Below are 17,109 nucleotides of genomic sequence, written 5' to 3'. Positions count from 1 at the left end.
ACAGTGCAGAAAGGAGAGCATATGAAAGAAATGGAAACCATCATACCGAAGGAAAATAAGCCAGAGGCGGAGGAAATGCTTGAACTGCTGAAATCCGTGAACAGCCAGAAGGAAAAAGAAATGCAAATATTCATTCACGGCATGAAGTTCCAGGAACTTATAAGTTCCACGGACACCAGAAAAGCGGGATAAGGGGGATGAACTATGAAAGACGGAGTAGAAGTACACGGAACATTTGACGTTCAGGCATTTTACACCGCGCTTGCGGCGATCCTGTCAAAACGGGAAAATGTAAGAATTTCCGTGACCGTAACCAGAAAAGATCAGCCCGAAGAATCAGAGCGGGCGGCCAGCTAAAGAAGGAGGACAAAATGGAAATAAAAATATTTTTTTATTATAAGAGTTTTGTGCACATGAAGGAAGATTTACCATTTATTTTGAAAATAAAAGAATCTAACCCCCATGCGGAAATCATCATAGAGGTTAGAGACCAATAATTATTTCTTCAAGACTTCAAGCGCTTTTAGATTGGAACAAGAAACAGTATAGCATCTGGAATCAGAGTAAAGATAAATTTCAGAATGGATTCTGAATTGATACTGCAGGATTTCGTCTCCCTGGATGCTAACTTTTCCAGATTGAGTAGGAATCACAATCTTTTTAACATCTTTGCAAATATAATTAGTTCCATCAAAATACTCAAAGAGAATATCAAACATACTTTAGGCCTCCTTTCTTTCGCACTTGGCCTGGCGGGGCCTGTACAGTGATTATAGGGCAAGAAGGCAAGAAAATCAATAACGGTTTTAGAATCTTAGGAGGAACTGACATGGAGGAAAAAGAACTGAAATACTGCCCCATGACGGCAGATAAAAAACAGGCAATACGATGCCGGAAGGCAAGGAAATGGAACCTGAAGCACCGGAGAATCACAGAAAGGAGAAAGCATGAATTTCTACATATGGCTAATGAGAAAAGGACTGCACCATACATATAGTGACTGCAGGAAAGCGTACCGAAAATTAAGCCCAGAAATACGGCTTGAACTCTGGGCAGAATATAACCTGGAACAGGGAGAGAGCTAATGATAAGAGCGGAGGAACACCTGGGACTTGCAAACATGGTAGCCCACAGGTTCAAAAATACCGGAATTGAATATGAAGAATTACAGGGCACGGCATATTTAGGACTGGTTATAGCAAGCCAGTCCTTTGATAACAGGAAGGGAATACAGTTTTCTTCCTACGCTTGCCCGGTAATCCAGAATGAAATATTAATGTACCTGCGCAGGGAAAAACGTCAGTGCAGCGTAATGAGCTATGACGCCCCGATACAAGAGCAGGACGGGGACAAGCTGCGGAAGATCGACACGCTGCCGGATTATGAATCAGGATTCGAAGCAATAGAAGATCATCTTTTTGCAGAACAGATTTTGAACACAATGAACAGGCAGGACAGGGAACTGATCCTGCAGTATTACATACACGGCACAAGACAGGAGATACTGGCGCAACAATATGGCTGCAGTCAGCCTGTTCTTTCCAGAAAAATCAAAAAAATAAAAGAAAAAATCCAGAAAGGAGTTGCGGTATGACATTCAAAGAAAAACTGGAACAGGAGCATCCTGATCGAATGGATGGAGAAGACGCGGTGGGATGTCCAGATAACTATGGGTATGAAACACCAGAAGAATCCATTGCTACCTGCTGGGAGTTAGATTGCGAAGCCTGCTGGAACCGCGAAATTCCAGAAACGAAAAGAACCGCTGAGGCGGCAACCCCAGACGGTTCAGAAACATAAAAAAATACACAATCTAATCATAACCGGATTCCCGGGAAATGTCAACACCCGGCCGCAAAGGAGTATTAAAAAGCGGCCGGGCAGATAAAGAAATTTCTGAACGTCTTTATTATACCCCAGACAAAAGAAAAGTCAATAGAATATTCTCGAAAAAGGAGAAAAAACCACATGGAAAGAATGACAAGGGAGAATCCTGGACTTGCCGAAGGGCACTACAGATGCCCGATCAACAGCGGGCAGGAAATCAGTATCAAAAATTTCCATAACAATTCCTGCATTTTTGGAACAGTGGTCGATCTTCTGGGACGCTACGAAGATACGGGCCTGACGCCGCGCGAAATCATGGAGCTGAAGCTATTGCGCGGGAAAAAGTAATTTGGACAATAAAAAAGGCCGGTATCTCAAGTACCGGCCCAACCCGGAAATAATCCAGGCTCCCACGTAATTAGTATACCATTTCCGGGTCAGAAAGTCAAGCAAAACGGCAGTTTCAGCCGTTTTTGAAAACTTGATAAAGATATTAAAGATAGGACCGGAGACATGGCATACAAGAAAAAAACCTATAAATTTCAAAATGCAATAGAAGTCGAGGAATACCATACAGGGAGATACGGCGCGCCGGGTCAGAAGAGGTTAAAGAGGGCGAAGCCCACGCCGGAACAGATAGAACGCCGGAACCAGTATAACAGAGAAAAAATGGCCAGAAGGAAGCTGCGGGCGCATTTCCGGGCAAACGATTATTTCACAGACCTCACATACAGACGGGATGCCCGGCCGCCAGACATGGAAACAGCAAAAGACCATTTCAAAAAATTCATCCGGGAAGTCCGCAAAGAGTACAAAAAACGCGGACATGAACTGAAATGGATCAGAAACATTGAGGTTGGAACAAAAAACGGCTGGCATATCCACATAGTTCTCAACCGGATACCGGATACAGACCTGATCCTGTCCCGCGCATGGGTCTGGGGGAAAGTGGTCAACGAACTCCTGTATGAGAAGGGGGAATTTTCCCGCCTGGCGGCTTACATCACGAAAACCCCCAAAACTGATCCACGATTGAGGGAAAGCAGCTATTCCGCCTCCCGAAATCTCCCGATCCCGGAACCAGAAGAAAAGGTCTATCTTTCCTGGAAACACTGGAAAAAAATACGCATCCCGGTCGGGTATTATCTGGATCAAGATTCCCTCCGAGAGGGGATCAACCCGGTAACAGGATATCAATACAGGATCTATTCTCTGCTCAGGCACAGGAGGGATTGAAAAAATGTATGAAGTACATATCTACGTCGAAACAGACAATATCTCTCCCCGCCCGACGAATAAGCAATACGGTTATGTGCTGGAATGCCGGACAGCAGCCGGAGACCTGCGGACGCGGGAAGGGTTCGGGAGATTCTGCGGGACATATAACCGTGTCATTCTCCGGGGGATCATAGAAGCCATGAACCGCCTGAACCAGCCCTGTGAAGTACATGTTCACACGGCGAATGATTTTGTGGTGGGAATGATCGAACGGAACTTAGAACATTGGGCGGCAGAAGGATTCCTTACCGCAAAGGGAACACCGGTTGCCAACCGGGAGGAATGGGAACAGCTCTGGAAGATGGCCCAGACACATCTATTATTTGCAGACGCCGGCCGCCACGCCTATTATGACTGGCTGCTGTCAGAAATGGAAAGGAGAAAATTATGTTCTTAAAAACAAATGGATTTAAAAAATTAATCAAAGAGGCCTATAAAGCATATGGCCTCAAAGTGGGAAATGACGGAACAGGAATCTACCTGGCAGGGGACTATTGGGTGATATGGATTCAAAAAGACATGATCCCCAAAAAAGAATTGGGTGCAATCATCGAGTTGACCGGGGAAATACCAGGGCCGGGCGAAGTCTTGAGCGCCACCAAAGCCGGGAATCAGTATGAGGTCCCGTGGCATGAAATCTATAATGCCATGGAAGAAGCGGAAAAATGCACAAAATCCCTCAAAGAGACCTGCGCATCTCTGCACCTGCCAGCAGAGGCGAAACTAATCAAGGACCCGGAAAACGGAAAACTCCATATGATAGACCGATATTGTATAGACATTATAGACAATTCGGTCATCGAGGAAGTGGAAACCCCGGCAGTGGGTCCACTCATGGGGGAAAACAAAGGGTTCTACTGGAAAAATAATGTAATGGCCTATTATGTCTGCGAAATGAAAAGCGAAAAAGCCCAGGAAATACTGGAATACCTGGGCGGAAAGGACATTACGAAATAAATGCTGTATCCAAAACCACAGTACAAGAAAAAGAGAAAGCAGCACAAACCAAGCATTCTGCACGAGAAAAACGGGACCTGCTACCTCTGTATAAAACTATACCAGGACTACAGGATTCACCCAGTAGTCCATGAACATCATATTTTTGGCGGAAATCCCGGCCGGCAGATTTCGGAAGCAGAGGGGCTGAAGGTATATCTCTGCCTGAATCATCATATCAACGGCCCGGAGGCAGTACATAACAACCAGGAACTCATGCGGATATTACAGGAGGACGGGCAGAGCGCCTATGAAAGCCTATATGGGCACGCGGCTTTCATGGGAAAATTCGGAAGAAATTATTTGGAGGAAGAACAATGATAGAAGGAGACGGAATTATACAGGAAATGTACAAATCAGGCATGACCGTAGAGGAAATTGCCGAAAAAGAGGGAGTGACAAAGAAAAAAGTCAGAGATATTTTGAATTTGGAGCATATAGGAAAACTCAAACCGGAGTGGATCGAATGGTTCACGGTGGAATGGACCGCAGCAGTAAGGAGGCTGCGACATGACAGTATATGAGGATATGTCCAGCAGCCCAGCCAGAATGACAGAATACCTGAAACAGCTTATCATGTGTGCATCCTGCCCGGCAGCGAAGAACTGCAACTCAGGTAAGGAATGCAAGGACAGAATAGAAGAATATTTGGAGGGAGAAGCAGAATGAGTGAGTTGACACACCTTTCCCTGTTTTCCGGGATCGGCGGCCTGGATCTGGCAGCGGAATGGGCGGGGATGAAAACTGTGGGGCAGTGCGAGTGGGCGGAATATCCCACAAAGGTGCTGGAAAAGCACTGGCCGGACGTCCCGCGCTGGAAAGACATACGAACATTGACGGGAGAGAGTTACTATGAGCGAACAGGTAGAAGGACAGTTGACGTTATTTCAGGGGGATTCCCATGCCAGCCTTTTTCCGTTGCCGGGAAGCAGAGAGGCAAGGAGGACGACCGCTACCTCTGGCCGGAAATGGTTAGGGTTATCAAAGAACTCAGGCCCACTTGGATTGTTGGAGAAAATGTTGCTGGAATCGTGCGAATGGCACTCCCCGATATATTATCTGAGCTGGAAACCTGTGGATATCGGACAAGGACATTTCTTGTTCCAGCTTGCGCTGTCGGAGCCAGACACAGAAGATACCGGGTTGCGATTGTGGGCTACGCCGAACACAATGGATCACCTTCCCCAGCGGTCGCCGGACGCATTGGAGCGTCAAGCAACCGGGAGCAGAAAGGGACGGAAGCGGCCGGCGAATCTTCGGGAGCAGGTAAACCCAGAAACAGTGAAAGCATGGGAAGGGCCGAAGATCTGGAAAACCCCAGTAGTATCAGACGCCGCCAACCGGGAAATGTATGTGAACAGCCGGGGAGAACCCAATCTGAGCGGTCAGGTCAAGATATGGCCAACACCCAAAGCGACAGATTCCAAAGGCTCCGGGAGGAGGGGGAGCAAGTCTGCGGAACACGACCGGAAGAGAGGGAATCTGAAAGGGGTAGTGTTATATGCAACGCCACAGGCCAGAGATTACCGGACCGGTCAGGCGAGCAGATGGGAGGACAAGGAACACAGGAGCCGGAACCTCAACGACCAGATAGCAATGTTTCCGACACCAACAACAGGAGCCGGAATGTGCGGAGGGACCGGGAATTATCAGCAGCTAAAAAAGCTGGAGGAACGGGGCATGATTTCGGAAGCCGAGAGAAAGAGCATGAGCCAGGGGAACGGTGGGCAGCTGAATCCGTATTGGGTGGAGTGGTTGATGGGCTTCCCGCCAGGCTGGACAGAGATTACCTGATTAACCGCTACTGGGACACAGAACCGGATATCCCCAGGACCGCAACGGGGATCAAAAACAGAGTTGACCGCTTGAAATGCCTCGGAAATGCGGTAGTACCGCAGCAATTTTACCCGGTATTTCGGGCGATTGCAGAAATAGAGAGGAAACAGGGATGAGAGACAAGAAAAGCAAGGCCTTTCGGATAACTCAACAACTGATTGCAAAAGAAGTTGAACGGAATGACATGGAAACCCATTGCAGCCAGCACGCAATGGACTGGGGCAGGAGACCGGGGTATGCCGGTACGCCGCTGGCACCGGTGGGGCATCGGGGAGAATTTGAAAAGGAGAGGGAAAATGAAGTGTATTCTGAAATACCCAGGGGCAAAAAACCGCATAGCAGATTGGATATGCGGGTACATGCCGACACATGAGGTATACCTGGAACCATATTTCGGCAGCGGGGCCGTATTTTTCAATAAATCTCCTTCCAGGATAGAAACCATCAATGATCTGGACGGAAATGTGGTCAATTACTTTCGTGTGGTCAGGGAAAAGCCAGAAGAATTGATTTCAAAATTGGAAATGACCCCATATAGCCGGGACGAATATTATCAGTCGTTCGAGGCGGGAGAAGATGAATCAGACGTTGAGCGGGCGCGGAAATTCGCGGTAAGGTGCTGGATGGGAATTGGCAGCGGTAATGTATACCGGAACGGATTCCGAAGCTGCAAGCAGAGCAACGGACCAAGCACCACAAGAGGGTGGAGAGGGCTGCCGGAAAGACTTCTTGCTGCAGGCGAGCGGCTGAAAAATGCCCAGATCGAAAATCTCCCAGCAACGGAACTGATTAAGCGGTACAACACACGGGATGTATTCATTTACGCCGATCCGCCTTACCTGCATGGAACCAGAAAAGGAAATCTGTACAGGTGCGAAATGGAAGATCGGGACCATGCGGAATTGTTAGAGGCACTCCGGGAACATCCCGGAAAAGTGCTGCTATCAGGATATGATAATGATCTATATAACGATCTCCTGCCAGGATGGAGGAAGGTGCAGAAAAGCACGCAGGCAGAGGCGGGGATCAAGAGAACGGAAACATTGTGGATGAATTACGATGCCGGCCAGATGGAAATGGTGCTGTAAGGCAGAAAGGAAAATGAAAATGAATGAAAAAATAAATGAACTGTTTGACCTGATAAAAGCAAACCCTGATCTACCCATACTGCCTATGGTAGACTATGAGATCATAGGTGAGGACTACGGGAGATGGGCCGGGAGCTGGGGAACTGCCTATGTCGGAGAATACATAATGGGCAATAGCCGGATATGGTTCCGGGATGATGACGACGACGAACGAGAAAGAGTGCTGGAAGATTGCGTGGGTGGAGTTGATTTCTGGCGGGAGCCGGGAGGCGTAGTGAAAAGAGTATATAATGAGCTGCCGTGGATTAAGGCTATCATTGTCAATATTGATCTGCCGGAGGGATGAAACATGAGCGAAATAAAACTTAAACCATGCCCGTTTTGCGGAGGGAAAGCAAAACTCATACAAATAGACAAGGGACCGTTCGCAGTAGTGATATGCAAAGTCTGTGAGACGCAATCTAATGTATTTTTAAAGGCGGAGGATGCGGAGGTAGCATGGAACAGGAGGAATGTAGATGAGCAAAATAAAGAGGTTCCGCTGCACTAAGATGTGCTGTTTCGAGGCTTATGATGATGATGGCTTTCTGATAGGGTACAGATTTGTTGATCCGGGAAGCATTTGGCGGGAGGGAGGGCACTTGATTGAAGGAGGCCCAGGCAGCGTACACCTGGACCGGGAGGATGGAAAACCTAATACAATGGAGTGGTGCGAAGTTCCAAAATGGACACTGAAAGAATGTTTCGAAGAGATAGACCGGGCAGGGAATTGATTGGGAGGTGAAGCCGATGGAAATGACCAGAGAACGCCTGGAGCAGTATCGGAGTAATCTCCAGGAGATCAGGAAAGGAGGAAAATGCAGATGGGATATAAAATACCGCGTGACAGCTGGGCAATCATAGAGCGGGTGATTAGGAGATACCCAGCCGAGAAAGCAGAATATGAAACAGCACTGGAACGATTGCTGCACAGCAAGCCTGAAAATGGAGGGCAGGGCAGCGGGAATCTCCCAGAGAAACCAGAAGAAAGAATTGCTATGGCTCTGAACACTCCGCGAATGGAGAGGATCAGGCGTGAGACGGAAGCGGTAGAGAAGGCTTATGCCCAGATCCCGGAAGAATACAGGAAAGTAATTAGAGCACGCTTCTGGTCAGACAGAAGCCGGAACATGCCTTACATATGGATGCAGGCAACCGTAAGTTATTCGGAAAGACAGATGCGCCGGATAGCCGCCCGATTTATCGAAAACGTGGGAAAAGCCTTGGGAGAGCTGTGAAAGATGGCCTCATTTTCCGTGTTGAGTATGATACGATTATATCATACAGAAGAGAAATCTTGTTACCCTCCTTTTCAAGATACGGCTGCCGGGTGTAACAGCCCGGTGGCTGATTGTCCCTGGTATCCGGGGTAAGTCGGCGGCATAATACACTCTAAGCTGCAGCCGTAGGACATACGGCACATGCGCCGCCGCTCTCCCCCAGCGGCGCAAGTAACGGGGTATCCCACCAATGGCAGGTGGACAAGGCAGCGCCCTGGGTTCCGGTTCAATTCCGGATGCCGCCGATTCCCGCAAGGGACAGGTCTTTTTCATTTTCCCCTTTCAACTCACCTGGCAGCGGTCAGGTGAGATTTTAAAAAGCGAAAAAATATGGCAAAAGAATTTGCAAAAGCATTCTATCACAGCAAGCAATGGCGGGACTGCCGGACTGCATATATCGCGCACAGAAAATCTATGGACGGAGGCATGTGTGAGAGCTGCGGCCAAGTCCCGGGATATATCGTACATCACAAAGAAGAGCTGACACCGGACAATATCAATGATCCTCATATCTCTCTTGACTTTTGGAATCTGAAATATGATTGCCATATCTGCCACAATAAAGAAGGGAAAGGCGAAGAGATTCCTGGACTGGTGGAACTGCAGTTTGACAGCGAAGGAAATCCCATACTCCCCCCTTCTGACAGCTAAAATTTTTTCCGGAATTAACCGAGGTGAACCCATCAAAGAACACACAAGAGATCATAAGGGGGGTGTGGTATAAGATGATCAATGACAAAGAATATGAGCTGGAAGCGCAGAAAAGAGAAGCTGAATTTGACAGCATTTCAAACTACATAGAGAAAAATAAAAGGATTGAAAAGGAAGTATCCAGACTAAATAGATTGTTCACAAAAATAGACGGAAATAAAAAGAAATTGGTATTGGCGACAATCAAAGACGTCGCTTTCATGACTGTGACCATGCAAGACTTGAGAGACCGGATCATCAGGAAAGGGACCACGGTTGAATATAAAAACGGTGAGAACCAGTACGGGACCAAACAAAGCCCGGATGCCCAGTTATATCTGCAGATGTCCCAAAAACAGACCCAGGCAATGAAAATTCTGGTGGACTGCCTGCCGAAAACAGAAAAGCCGGCACCGCAGGATGATGGTTTTGAAGATTTTGTGAGAGGGCGTGATGGATAGTGAACGCAGCCCGTAAAGTAGTCTATTCCGAACAGTATAACCCGATCCGGGAATACTGGGAAACGATCCGGGAAAAACCCATTTTTGCGGAAATTGAACAGCTGGAAAATGAGATCAGGGAAGCGGAACTGAAGCAGAATGTCAGCGCCGCATTTCTGAAAAAGAAAAAAGATCAGCTGGAAGAATTTCTAAAAAAGCGGGAATCCCTGAAAATAAATGGCTGCATCAATACCGGCTGGAAGGTTTTCAGGGTATACCAGGAAATCATAAGATTTCTGGAAGATCCGCTCAGCGAGTGGGAATATAGTTCCGCCAGGGCGAACCATGCAATAGAGTTTGTAGAAAATTACTGCAGGCACAGTAAGGGGAAAATGGGCGGGAAACCGTTCATCCTAGAATTATGGCAAAAGGCCCTTGTGGCAGCGGCATTTGGAATCATTCACAAGGTCACAGGACTGCGGAAATACCGCGAAGTCCTGCTGATGGTTGCCAGGAAAAACGGGAAATCCACGTTGTCCGCAGCAATCGGATTATATATGCAGCTGGCAGACGGAGAAGCCGGTGCCGAAGTATATGCCGTAGCGACAAAAAAAGACCAGGCCAAAATTATTTGGCTGGAAGCCAAACGGATGGTGAAAAAAAGCAGCGTGCTTCTGCGCCGGAACAAACCGCTTGTAGCGGAACTGACCGCAGATTTTAACGACAGCTTTTTCAAACCATTGGGACGGGACAGTGAGACCTTGGACGGCCTGAATGTGCACTGCGCCACGATGGACGAAATCCATGCCTGGACAGACGACAATCTCTATGATGTAGTTGTGGACGGAACCTCATCCCGTGAGGAACCGATGATTTTTATAACGACGACCGCCGGAATGGTTCGTGAACATATTTTTGATAGAAAATATGACGAAGCTGCAAACCTGATCAATGGCTTTGGAGATCCGACGGGATATCAGGATGAACATTTTTTACCGATCATTTACGAGCTTGATAATAGAAAAGAATGGACTGATCCGGAATGCTGGATTAAAGCAAACCCTGGACTTGGAACAATCAAGCGCTCGGACCAGCTGGAAGCGAAGGTAAAAAAAGCAAAACTCAACTCCGCCCTGGTCAAGAACCTGCTCTGTAAAGATTTCAACGTTCCGGAAACTACAGCGGAGGCATGGCTTACATTCGAAGAAGCCAACAATACAGACACATTTGATTTATCGGCCCTGCGGCCCAGGTATGGAATCGGCGGGGCGGACCTATCCAGTACAACGGACTTGACGGCGGCAAAAGTGATCTTCCAGGTTCCGGGAGACCCGCATATCTATGTCATGTCCATGTATTGGATTCCAGCGGAGCTTGTGGAAAAAAGAGTGATTGAGGACAAGATACCATACGATGTCTGGATCAAAAAAGGATATATCAGAACCTGCCCGGGAAATAAGATCCACCACAAGTATGTAACGGAGTGGTTCCGGGAGATAGAGCGGGAATATGGAATCCATATTTTCCTGACCGGGTATGATGCTTGGTCAGCGACATATTGGGTGGAAGAAATGAAAAATGAGTTCGGGGAATCAGTTATGGTTCCGGTCAGACAGGGGAAACAAACCCTTTCCGGCCCGATGAAAAACCTGAGAGCCAATCTTCAGGCGAAACTGATTAATTATAATAACAACCCGGTGGACAAGTGGTGCCTGTGCAACACAGCCGTGGATGAGGACAAGAACGGAAACATCCAGCCGCACAAGACCAGCAATCAGCGGCGGCGCATAGACGGAACGGCGGCACTATTGGACGCATGCGTGGTGCTGGAAGATAACCTGAACGATTATTTGAGCGTAATATAGGAGACAGAATGAAACCATTTTGGAAACGAGATCCTACAGAGGACCAGGAAGTGGAAAAAACGAACCAGGCAGCGGAAACCCCGTCCGAAAAAAGCGTGATGCAGATGGTGACAACCTATGGGGAGAGTTATCTTGCCTGGAACGGACGCCTGTACGAAAGCGATATTGTGCGGGCCTGCATCCGGCCGAAGGTGAAAGCAATAGGAAAACTGGTGGCGAAGCACATCCGGCATGATCCAAAAAATGGATTGAAAGTAAACCCGGATGCATCCATCCGCTTCCTGCTTTCAGAACCAAACCCATATATGACGGGGCAGCAGCTGCAGGAAAAAGTTGCAACGCAGCTCTGTCTGAATAACAATGCGTTCATTCTGGTGGTGCGGGACGACAACGGAAAACCAATACAGCTATATCCGATTCCATGCGTGCAGGTGGAAACGGTTTATTCAAAATCCGGCGAACTGTTTTTGAAATTCTGGTACAGGAACGGGAAAGGATCGGCATTTCGGTATTCCGATATTATCCACATGCGGCAGGATTTCAACGAAAGCGATATTTTCGGCGAAAGTCCGGCCCCGGCATTGGCGGAAATGATGCAAGTGATCGGGACCATTGATCAGGGCATCATTAAGGCCATTAAAAATTCAGGTATCGTGCGCTGGCTTCTGCTCTTCAAACAATCTCTGCGGGAAGAGGATGTCAAAGCAAGGGTACAGGAATTTGTGGACAATTACCTGAGCGTAGAAAGCAGTACCTTCGGGGCTGCGGGCGTGGACGTGAAAGCAGACGTCCAGAGAATCGAACCAAAAGACTTCGTGCCGAACGCAGCACAGACAGATAAGACCATTGACAGGATCTACAGTTTTTTCAACACGAACAAGAAAATCGTGCAATCCAGCTGGACGGAAAATGAGTGGACAGCCTATTATGAGGCAGAGGTGGAACCGCTGGCAATTCAGCTTGGAAATGTGTACAGCGTGCGGCTGTTCAGCCGGAAAGAACGGGGATTCGGCAATCAAATACAGTTTGAGGCCAGCAACCTGCAGTGCGCCAGCCTGCAAACAAAATTAGGGTTCCAGGCAATGGTGGACAGAGGGGCAATGACCCCAAATGAGTGGAGAGCCGTGCTGAATATGGCCCCGATCGAGGGCGGAGACGAACCGATCAGGAGGCTTGACACGCAGGTGGTCAACCTGTGCGAAAACATGCTCGGAAAAATGAATGCGGAAAATTACATGCAGCTGACAACGGTAATGATCCAGCTTTTTCAGGCAGCGAAAGGAGGCGAGATAAATGACAAAGCATAGAATTGATATCCGGGGCGTGATGATCCCCAATGATTACAAGTGGTACTATGACTGGTTCGGGGAAGATTCCACATGCCCGAAGGATATTAGGGGGATTCTGGATCAGGTGCAGACGGGGGATGAGATCGAGGTCTATATCAACAGCCCCGGCGGGGTGATCGATGTCGGGTCAGAAATCTATACCATGCTGCGCAGCCAGGAAAACACCAAAATATACATAACAGGAGAAGCCTGCAGCGCGGCGTCCATTGTGGCTATGGCGGGATACTGTGAAATGTCTCCCACGGCGCTGATGATGGTGCATTGCGTCTCGTCCGGTGCAAGTGGAAACCACAATGCAATGGAGCACATGGCAGAGGTGTTACGGACTGCGGATCAGGCCTTGTGTACGGCCTATATCCAGAAAACGGGAATGAGCCAGAAAGAAGTGCTGGAAATGATGGAGCATGAAACCTGGATGACAGCGCAGCAGGCGAAGGAAAAAGGACTGATCGACAAAATTATGTTTGAGGAAGATGCGCCGGAAGCGCCGTTAGTGGCCGGGCCGTTATTTTCCCTTCCCACAGCGGAACAGATGGAAAAAGTAAAAAGCATGATCCGACCGGCAGACAAGGAAACAACGGAACTGTTGCAGGCGGAATTAAATTTCTTAAAGCTGAAAGGAGCTACAGAATGACAAAGAAACAGTATGAAGAAAAAAGAACCCAGCTGATGAATGAAGCACAGCAGCTGATTAATTCTGGGGAGGCAGCGGCGGCCCAGGAAAAAATGAACGCAGTGAAAAAACTGGATGAAGAGTGGGACGCAATCGCACAGGCGCAGGCAAATTTCCGGGCGCTGAATGAAGAACCGACTGCAGCCACTCTCCCCTGGCTTTCCAATGCAGCCGGAGCGGCGGTGACAATGACGGGAGGCGTAGAAACGCTCGTGGAAGAATCAGAAGAACTCTACGATAGCGCAGAATACCGGAAAGCATTCATGAACTATGTGATCAACGGAACGCCGATCCCGGAAAAATTCAATGCAGCAGGCCCCACAAAGACTACAGACGTGGGTGCGGTGATTTCTCCCACAGTCATTAACCGGATTGTGGAAACAATGGAATCCTCCGGGATGATCCTTCCACTTGTGACCAGAACCGCACACGCGGCAGGCGCAACGATTCCAACCTCAAGCGTGAAGCCCGTGGCTACTTGGGTGGCAGAGGGCGGAACATCGGAAAAACAGAAAAAGACCACGGGTCACATTGACATCAAGGGGTATAAGCTGAGATGCGCCATTTCTATGACGCTGGAAACCACTGTAATGTCCCTGAAGGTATTTGAAGATGTTTTCGTCCGCAATGTTTCCGAAGCAATGACGAAAGCCATTGAAGAAGCGATTCTGAATGGTGATGGATCAGGGAAGCCGAAAGGAATTCTGAAAGAGACAGTACCAGAAGGACAGAACGTTGATATCGCGGCAGCTGAAGAACCTACTTATCAGACCTTGATCGATGCAGAGGCAGCGCTGCCCCTGGCGTATGAAAACGGCGCAGTCTGGAATATGACAAAAAAAACCTTCATGAAATTTGAGGGGATGGTGGATGCGAATGGGCAGCCGATTGCAAGAGTAACCTATGGAATCAGCGGGAAGCCGGAAAGAACTCTCTTAGGCCGCCGTGTAGTGCTGAATGATTATATGACAAGCCTTGGCGCAACCATTACAGCGGATACCGTGGTTGCATTCCTGTACAACTGGACGGACTATATGCTCAACACCAACTATGCAATGACCGTAAAAACCTATGAGGATAACGACACAGAGGACAAGATCACGAAAGCCGTGATGATCTGTGACGGAAGAGCAATCGTTACAAACTCCCTGGTGACGGTCACAAAAAAGCTGGGGGAATAAGGAGCCGCGCGGCGGCGGCTGAAAACTCCGCCGCGTACCATGATGGGATGACGGTAACGCAGCTGAAAACTGCTGCCAAAGAAACCGGAATCCAGGGGTACAGCACGATGACAAAAGCGCAGCTGATTGAGGCGCTGAACGGAGGGCATTGATGGAATTGAAAGAGCTGAAAAGCAGAGTACGTGTGAAAGCGGATACTGCGGACGAGGAAATCAAAGGCCTGGTAGCGGCGTGCGAAAGTGATATGAGGATGCGCGGGATCTATGGGACGGAAGCGGACCCATTGTATGCGCAGGCGATTGTGTTATACTGCAAGGCCAATTATGGCTATGACGATAATACAGAGAGATTCCGGGAGGCTTATGAAAGCCTCCGGGATTCTATGGCATTGTCAGGAGATTACAGTTTAGGGGTGATGGGTTATGGAGGCTGACCTGATCTGGACGGAACGCGGTACAGATACAGATGGATTTCCGAAAAACACAGAAAAAAAATATCCTGTTTTTGTGAATGAAAAATCCATTACCAGACAAGAGGCTTATGAATCCATGCGCGCAGGCGTCACCGTGAAAATGGTTCTGACTACCAGGCAAGAGGACTGGGAACAGTCCAGGCATCTTGACAGCCAGAAAAAACCGGAATACGCCACAATGGTTGACTATGACGGCGCAAGGTACGATGTGATCAGGACCTATAAGATCGGAAAATCACAGATTGAGATTGTTTTGGGGTGACAGATGGGAAAATTCGATTTTGAGTTTCCAGCAGAATTAACACGCCAGCTGGAACGGATGGAAAACTATGACAGTATCGCTCCCAGGATCTTAAATGCCACCATTACAATCCTGGAACGGAATGTTAAGAAGGAACTGGGGAAGCATACAAGGACCAAAGAGCTTTTGAATTCGATTAAAGTATCCAAACCCAAGAAGAATCAATATGGATGGTTTGTCTGCGTAAGACCGACAGGAAAATCTGAAACAATAATGATCGATGGAAAGGTATATAATCGCAAAGAACCCGAGAGCAATATGAAAATTATGACAATATTGGAGTATGGATCACCCTCGCAGAAAAGGCCACCGATCCCGATAATGACAAAGGCGACCAATGATTCCAGGCCAGAGGTGGAGAGGCGGATGCAGGAAGAATATGAAAAGGCGGTGAGCGGCGGATGAACATAAACCCAATACTCTTAGGGCTGCGGGAAGTCACAGGGCTGGAAGTGGAGCCGGATGTCTACACCGGGAGCGCACCGGAGTACATTACTTTTCACTACGCGGATGAGAGACCGGAGCTATATGCAGATGATAAGCCCATAGCAGACACGGCTGATATCCAGGTGCACCTGTTCACACCGGGAAACTACATGAACAGAAAAAAAATAATCCGGGATTACCTGGAAGAAAAAGGATTCACAGGCGTTTCAATACAATCGCTGTATGAGGCCGAAACAAAATTACATCACATTGTTTTTGAGTGTGAGTGGACGGAAGAAAGAGAGGAATAATTATGGCAATGATCGGCTTGAGGTATGTCGTCGCCGCACCACAGAAAGAAGCAGGGCAGACCGTAACATATGACAAGGGCTTTGTGGTTGGGCGGGCCATGAAAGCAGATATTAAGATCAATACATCAGACGCCAAACTCTACGGGGATGATGTTGTCGTAGAATCTGACAGATCATTTACAGACGGCACAGTGGATATTGGCGTTACCCAGATGACTGAAGATATCCAGAGCAAACTTCTGGGGCATTCTGTGTCAGAAGAGGGCGGGGAAATAATCGCAAACTCGGACGACGTGGCTCCATATGTGGGACTGGGATTTTACGCCCCAAAACTGGAAAACAATGTAAAAAAATACCGGGCAATCTGGTTCACAAAAGTGAATTTCGGTGAACCAAGCGAATCCCTGGCAACCAGAGAAGGTTCCACTGCATTTGTGACCCCTTCCATGACTGGATCTATCATGGCAGATGCAGCTGGAAACTGGAAAAAAGAACAGACCTTTCTTAACGAGGCAGAGGCAAAAGCATATCTTGACAAACTTGCCGGCCTGAATACATCGGAATAGGGCGCATAAATACAAAGGCGGCGGGGCATGTCCCCGCCGGGAAGGGGTACAAAATGAGCGATATCAGAAGGGCCGGAGCGCCCTACCAGTACAAGGGAAAAGAATATGAACTGGTGATGACGGTCAATGTCATTGATCAGATCCAGGAAACGTTCGATATCCACATCAACGAAATTTCAAAAATCATCGGGGATATGAAAAGCCGTTCGTTTTATAAAAACATTGCCTCAATCATCACAATCATGCTGAATGAGGCGATTGAAATTCAAAACGAAGAGAACGGAGAAAAAAATACACCGATAAATGAGGCGGAAGTGCGGAGATATATCACAAATGTGAATATCAATGATGCGTTTATGGCGATCGCGAACGCATATTCTCTGGCGTTTTTGATGAAGGAAGAGGACGATATCGGAGAAAACGACCCAAACCGGGAGAGCGGGAAATCAAGCTGAATATTTCCCGCTTTTTCATCATTGGAAAATTATTCG

At 48.0% G+C, this 17,109-nt stretch carries 33 protein-coding genes; all 33 read left to right on the top strand.

Annotated features, from left to right (window positions below; all coding sequences use genetic code 11):
• Positions 1-21 precede the first annotated feature (21 nt).
• The 33 genes from EV209_RS16290 to EV209_RS06585 all read left to right on the top strand — a co-directional run bounded on the left by EV209_RS16290 (position 22) and on the right by EV209_RS06585 (position 17,073).
• On the top strand, positions 22-192 hold the full coding sequence (locus EV209_RS16290) for a hypothetical protein (RefSeq protein ID WP_165388844.1): 171 nt from the start codon (positions 22-24) through the stop codon (positions 190-192).
• Between the two features lie 12 nt (positions 193-204).
• Complete coding sequence (locus EV209_RS16285; protein ID WP_165388843.1) at positions 205-357, top strand: hypothetical protein; 153 nt, start codon at positions 205-207, stop codon at positions 355-357.
• 14 nt (positions 358-371) lie between these two features.
• The gene (locus tag EV209_RS16790; RefSeq protein ID WP_279387336.1) at positions 372-497 is read left to right on the top strand and encodes a hypothetical protein; all 126 of its coding nucleotides are present in this window, start codon (positions 372-374) and stop codon (positions 495-497) included.
• Positions 498-829: 332 nt separating this feature from the next.
• Positions 830-997 carry a hypothetical protein gene (locus tag EV209_RS16280; RefSeq protein ID WP_165388842.1) on the top strand — a complete coding sequence of 56 codons (168 nt, stop codon included), beginning with the start codon at positions 830-832 and terminating at the stop codon, positions 995-997.
• Between the two features lie 87 nt (positions 998-1,084).
• Positions 1,085-1,594 carry a sigma-70 family RNA polymerase sigma factor gene (locus EV209_RS06720; RefSeq protein ID WP_130434388.1) on the top strand — a complete coding sequence of 170 codons (510 nt, stop codon included), beginning with the start codon at positions 1,085-1,087 and terminating at the stop codon, positions 1,592-1,594.
• Positions 1,591-1,800, top strand: coding sequence for a hypothetical protein (locus tag EV209_RS06715; protein WP_130434386.1), 210 nt, complete (start codon positions 1,591-1,593; stop codon positions 1,798-1,800). The genes EV209_RS06720 and EV209_RS06715 overlap by 4 nt, the downstream gene beginning before the upstream one ends.
• 168 nt (positions 1,801-1,968) lie before the next feature.
• Positions 1,969-2,175 (top strand): hypothetical protein, encoded by a 207-nt coding sequence (locus tag EV209_RS06710; protein ID WP_130434384.1) that lies wholly within the window; start codon positions 1,969-1,971, stop codon positions 2,173-2,175.
• A 165-nt stretch (positions 2,176-2,340) separates the two neighbouring features.
• Entirely contained in the window at positions 2,341-3,063 is a 723-nt protein-coding gene (locus EV209_RS06705) for a rolling circle replication-associated protein (protein WP_130434382.1), read from the top strand.
• Between the two features lie 4 nt (positions 3,064-3,067).
• Complete coding sequence (locus EV209_RS06700) at positions 3,068-3,502, top strand: RNase H family protein (RefSeq protein WP_130434380.1); 435 nt, start codon at positions 3,068-3,070, stop codon at positions 3,500-3,502.
• The gene (locus EV209_RS06695) at positions 3,493-4,062 is read left to right on the top strand and encodes a hypothetical protein (RefSeq protein WP_130434378.1); all 570 of its coding nucleotides are present in this window, start codon (positions 3,493-3,495) and stop codon (positions 4,060-4,062) included. The genes EV209_RS06700 and EV209_RS06695 overlap by 10 nt, the downstream gene beginning before the upstream one ends.
• Entirely contained in the window at positions 4,063-4,422 is a 360-nt protein-coding gene (locus EV209_RS06690) for a hypothetical protein (RefSeq protein ID WP_130434376.1), read from the top strand. It abuts the gene before it with no gap.
• On the top strand, positions 4,419-4,625 hold the full coding sequence (locus EV209_RS06685; RefSeq protein WP_130434374.1) for a hypothetical protein: 207 nt from the start codon (positions 4,419-4,421) through the stop codon (positions 4,623-4,625). The genes EV209_RS06690 and EV209_RS06685 overlap by 4 nt, the downstream gene beginning before the upstream one ends.
• Positions 4,612-4,770 carry a hypothetical protein gene (locus EV209_RS16275; RefSeq protein ID WP_165388841.1) on the top strand — a complete coding sequence of 53 codons (159 nt, stop codon included), beginning with the start codon at positions 4,612-4,614 and terminating at the stop codon, positions 4,768-4,770. The genes EV209_RS06685 and EV209_RS16275 overlap by 14 nt, the downstream gene beginning before the upstream one ends.
• A complete protein-coding gene (dcm, locus tag EV209_RS16630) occupies positions 4,767-6,053 on the top strand; it encodes a DNA cytosine methyltransferase (protein WP_243647528.1) in 1,287 nt (428 codons plus the stop codon). Before EV209_RS16275 ends, dcm begins: the two co-directional genes overlap by 4 nt.
• Positions 6,050-6,310 carry a hypothetical protein gene (locus tag EV209_RS16270; RefSeq protein ID WP_165388836.1) on the top strand — a complete coding sequence of 87 codons (261 nt, stop codon included), beginning with the start codon at positions 6,050-6,052 and terminating at the stop codon, positions 6,308-6,310. The genes dcm and EV209_RS16270 overlap by 4 nt, the downstream gene beginning before the upstream one ends.
• The gene (locus EV209_RS06670) at positions 6,297-7,025 is read left to right on the top strand and encodes a DNA adenine methylase (RefSeq protein WP_243647527.1); all 729 of its coding nucleotides are present in this window, start codon (positions 6,297-6,299) and stop codon (positions 7,023-7,025) included. Before EV209_RS16270 ends, EV209_RS06670 begins: the two co-directional genes overlap by 14 nt.
• A 19-nt stretch (positions 7,026-7,044) precedes the next feature.
• Positions 7,045-7,371, top strand: coding sequence for a hypothetical protein (locus EV209_RS06665; RefSeq protein ID WP_130434370.1), 327 nt, complete (start codon positions 7,045-7,047; stop codon positions 7,369-7,371).
• 3 nt (positions 7,372-7,374) lie between these two features.
• Positions 7,375-7,575, top strand: a complete 201-nt coding sequence (locus tag EV209_RS06660; protein WP_130434368.1) for a Lar family restriction alleviation protein — start codon at positions 7,375-7,377, stop codon at positions 7,573-7,575.
• Complete coding sequence (locus EV209_RS06655; protein ID WP_130434366.1) at positions 7,544-7,798, top strand: hypothetical protein; 255 nt, start codon at positions 7,544-7,546, stop codon at positions 7,796-7,798. The genes EV209_RS06660 and EV209_RS06655 overlap by 32 nt, the downstream gene beginning before the upstream one ends.
• Positions 7,799-7,888: 90 nt before the next feature.
• Complete coding sequence (locus EV209_RS06650) at positions 7,889-8,302, top strand: DUF722 domain-containing protein (RefSeq protein WP_165388840.1); 414 nt, start codon at positions 7,889-7,891, stop codon at positions 8,300-8,302.
• A gap of 372 nt (positions 8,303-8,674) precedes the next feature.
• Positions 8,675-8,995 (top strand): hypothetical protein, encoded by a 321-nt coding sequence (locus tag EV209_RS06645; RefSeq protein WP_130434362.1) that lies wholly within the window; start codon positions 8,675-8,677, stop codon positions 8,993-8,995.
• A 74-nt stretch (positions 8,996-9,069) separates the two neighbouring features.
• Positions 9,070-9,495: a hypothetical protein gene (locus tag EV209_RS06640; protein ID WP_130434360.1), complete on the top strand. Its 426-nt coding sequence runs from the start codon at positions 9,070-9,072 to the stop codon at positions 9,493-9,495.
• Complete coding sequence (locus EV209_RS06635; RefSeq protein WP_243647526.1) at positions 9,495-11,339, top strand: terminase large subunit; 1,845 nt, start codon at positions 9,495-9,497, stop codon at positions 11,337-11,339. Before EV209_RS06640 ends, EV209_RS06635 begins: the two co-directional genes overlap by 1 nt.
• An 8-nt stretch (positions 11,340-11,347) precedes the next feature.
• Complete coding sequence (locus tag EV209_RS06630; RefSeq protein ID WP_330520879.1) at positions 11,348-12,646, top strand: phage portal protein; 1,299 nt, start codon at positions 11,348-11,350, stop codon at positions 12,644-12,646.
• Positions 12,633-13,322: a head maturation protease, ClpP-related gene (locus EV209_RS06625; RefSeq protein WP_130434358.1), complete on the top strand. Its 690-nt coding sequence runs from the start codon at positions 12,633-12,635 to the stop codon at positions 13,320-13,322. Before EV209_RS06630 ends, EV209_RS06625 begins: the two co-directional genes overlap by 14 nt.
• On the top strand, positions 13,319-14,542 hold the full coding sequence (locus EV209_RS06620) for a phage major capsid protein (RefSeq protein ID WP_130434356.1): 1,224 nt from the start codon (positions 13,319-13,321) through the stop codon (positions 14,540-14,542). The genes EV209_RS06625 and EV209_RS06620 overlap by 4 nt, the downstream gene beginning before the upstream one ends.
• Positions 14,543-14,589: 47 nt before the next feature.
• The gene (locus EV209_RS06615) at positions 14,590-14,694 is read left to right on the top strand and encodes a Rho termination factor N-terminal domain-containing protein (protein WP_130434354.1); all 105 of its coding nucleotides are present in this window, start codon (positions 14,590-14,592) and stop codon (positions 14,692-14,694) included.
• Positions 14,694-14,975, top strand: a complete 282-nt coding sequence (locus EV209_RS06610; RefSeq protein WP_130434352.1) for a phage head-tail connector protein — start codon at positions 14,694-14,696, stop codon at positions 14,973-14,975. The genes EV209_RS06615 and EV209_RS06610 overlap by 1 nt, the downstream gene beginning before the upstream one ends.
• Positions 14,965-15,276 (top strand): hypothetical protein, encoded by a 312-nt coding sequence (locus tag EV209_RS06605; RefSeq protein ID WP_130434342.1) that lies wholly within the window; start codon positions 14,965-14,967, stop codon positions 15,274-15,276. The genes EV209_RS06610 and EV209_RS06605 overlap by 11 nt, the downstream gene beginning before the upstream one ends.
• A gap of 3 nt (positions 15,277-15,279) precedes the next feature.
• Positions 15,280-15,720 (top strand): hypothetical protein, encoded by a 441-nt coding sequence (locus EV209_RS06600; RefSeq protein ID WP_130434340.1) that lies wholly within the window; start codon positions 15,280-15,282, stop codon positions 15,718-15,720.
• Positions 15,717-16,052, top strand: a complete 336-nt coding sequence (locus EV209_RS06595) for a phage tail protein (RefSeq protein WP_130434338.1) — start codon at positions 15,717-15,719, stop codon at positions 16,050-16,052. The genes EV209_RS06600 and EV209_RS06595 overlap by 4 nt, the downstream gene beginning before the upstream one ends.
• A gap of 2 nt (positions 16,053-16,054) precedes the next feature.
• Positions 16,055-16,618, top strand: a complete 564-nt coding sequence (locus tag EV209_RS06590; protein ID WP_130434336.1) for a major tail protein — start codon at positions 16,055-16,057, stop codon at positions 16,616-16,618.
• Between the two features lie 53 nt (positions 16,619-16,671).
• Positions 16,672-17,073: a hypothetical protein gene (locus tag EV209_RS06585; RefSeq protein ID WP_130434334.1), complete on the top strand. Its 402-nt coding sequence runs from the start codon at positions 16,672-16,674 to the stop codon at positions 17,071-17,073.
• Positions 17,074-17,109 lie beyond the last annotated feature (36 nt).

The sequence above is a fragment of the Cuneatibacter caecimuris genome (assembly GCF_004216775.1).
In the GTDB taxonomy this organism is placed as follows: domain Bacteria; phylum Bacillota; class Clostridia; order Lachnospirales; family Lachnospiraceae; genus Cuneatibacter; species Cuneatibacter caecimuris.
This window is presented reverse-complemented; position numbering and strand designations above follow the sequence as displayed.